General features: G+C 64.9%; 3 protein-coding genes. 2 read left to right on the plus strand and 1 reads right to left on the minus strand.

All coding sequences use genetic code 11. The annotated features are described in order from the left end of the window. Positions 1-251: 251 nt before the first annotated feature. Entirely contained in the window at positions 252-1,148 is an 897-nt protein-coding gene (locus Ae331Ps2_RS30145; protein ID WP_075313599.1) for a Scr1 family TA system antitoxin-like transcriptional regulator, read from the minus strand. 175 nt (positions 1,149-1,323) lie between these two features. Between Ae331Ps2_RS30145 and Ae331Ps2_RS33930 the strand changes: the two genes are divergently transcribed. Both Ae331Ps2_RS33930 and Ae331Ps2_RS30155 read left to right on the plus strand, forming a co-directional pair. Next, positions 1,324-1,740, plus strand: a complete 417-nt coding sequence (locus Ae331Ps2_RS33930) for a WhiB family transcriptional regulator (protein ID WP_083696456.1) — start codon at positions 1,324-1,326, stop codon at positions 1,738-1,740. Then, on the plus strand, positions 1,737-2,014 hold a 278-nt coding region (locus Ae331Ps2_RS30155), incomplete at its 3' end, for a hypothetical protein (RefSeq protein ID WP_139319292.1). The genes Ae331Ps2_RS33930 and Ae331Ps2_RS30155, both read left to right, overlap by 4 nt.

Raw genomic sequence — 2,014 nt, forward strand, 5'->3', positions numbered from 1 at the left:
CGATCGCGACGGAGGGGCCGGCGGGGCGGGCTGGGCAGCGCCGCCGCAGCGCGCGGCCTAGAAACGCCCGGTCCGAGCAGCTGACTCGCGTGCCTTCGTCACGCTCTGCGCTTGTCCAGTAGGTAGACAAACCACTGGACAAAGACCGGACAAGCAGCTGGATTTCGACGTCCTACGCGTGCCCGCGCACGCGCACGCGTAGGACGCACACTAGCACCTTGACTCCGTTGTCCAGCTGGACAAGTGGACGATCACTCACCGTCACAGCCGGGGGCAGGATTGAGGAGGTCCGATCGACCGCCGGCCATCTCGCCGGCGATCTCCTCGACAAACTCGATCGCCTGGGCGCCCCGCAAGCTGTGACGCTGATAGGCGCGGAAGACGGCGATCGCTTCTCGTACTTGCTCTGGATCCGTCTCGTAAGTCGGATTTTCCGAATCATCGATCACGACAAAGTTGTCCCCGCGGTCACGCGGCGCCATGTAGACGACAGAGTTCGGAAGATACGGAGGACCCGCGTCGGCACTACTAGGAAGGATTGATATGTCAATGCCGCTCAATCGCGCACAACTCGCGATCCACAGAAGCTGATCCCTCATTGCTGAGCCATCTATAAATGCCGGTCGGAGTGCGCCTTCCGCAGCGACCACTTCCAGCGACCCATCGAGTCGATAAAGAGAGCGTTGTCGGCGGACTTGATCGGCCGGGCCGCTCCATTTCTGCTCCAAGTGCGACCCTCTGGAGGCTTTCGAAAATTGCCGCGCGTACGCCAGGGTCTGGAGAACCAGGGGGACTTTAAGGGTCTCCCAGATGAGGACTTGGGACGCCTCCATTTCAAGGGCCGCTGGGTCGTCAATAGGGGAGGTCCAGCCATTTATGTGATTATTCCGACGCCCAACGACTTCTGGCGCAATTTTTTCTACTAGATCGACCGATCTGCGCCGCAGCTCGTCGGAGGCGCCTACAGCAGAGAGCCATCGTTCAACCTCGCCGGAGTCGATGCGTGTCTTTCCATGCTCAATCCTGCTGACTCGTGATTGGGTTAGCCCGATTAGGTTGGCGAGTTCTTTTCCTGACAGGCCGCTCTCGATCCGACCGTGTCGGAGTTGTTTGCCAAGCTGAACTCGCCCGCTGAGCGGAGCGGTCACTCTGACTGTCACCTCCTCTGGGGTCCGCCACCCGGGGGTTCCGGCCGCGATGGCGTGCCCGCTGTCGAGCTATGGGACGCCCGCTGGCGGTCAGCGGTTCGTGGTGAGTGCGTAGTGGGCGGTGAGGCCCTTGACAGGGCGACCGCATAGTGATTGCATCTTCTATGCAATCACTATGCGGTTCGAATGCTGCGCGGTGCTCAACTTTCCGAAACGGGTGCCGCCGGGATGGTCCCCCCGACGGCACCTTGCGAGCCGCCCTGACTCTGAGGAGGCGACCCACGTGGTCGAGCGTAGTCCTGTCTTTGACGACGATCCGGGACCTGGGTTCCCGGTCCCGCCGGAGTTGTCGTCGCATCCGGGTCGGCACTGTGCCGGTGTCGATCCGGAGGTGTTCTTCCCGGTGTCGGAGCTGGGCGTGTTGCAGGCCCGGCTGGTGTGCACCGGGTGTCCGGTGCGTGTCGTGTGTCGGGAGTGGGCGACCGCGACGGGCCAGGACGGCGTCTGGGGCGGCACCACCGCCGGCGAGCGCGCCACGGCCCGGCGCACGGAGATCGGTGTCGCGGCGGCCCGAGCGGCGGTGGCGGCATGACCACGCCCACCACCGCGCCTGGTGTCGCGGCGCCTACTGAAGTGGCTGCTGCTGCGCCGGTGTCGCGGGCACGGATCGCGCACACCATCCTGCGGCGGGTCGAGACCCAACGAGCCCGGTTCCTCACCACTTACGGCCGCGCCGCCACACCGATCGATCGGGTCGCCGCGGCGGTGACCGCCGTTCGCGCCGCACTCCCCGCCACAGTCACCCGCTCGCTGGCCGAATCGACCGAGATCGGGCGGCGTCTCGACCGGATCGCAGACGACCTCGC

The sequence above is a fragment of the Pseudonocardia sp. Ae331_Ps2 genome, from assembly GCF_001932405.1.
Lineage (GTDB): Bacteria > Actinomycetota > Actinomycetes > Mycobacteriales > Pseudonocardiaceae > Pseudonocardia.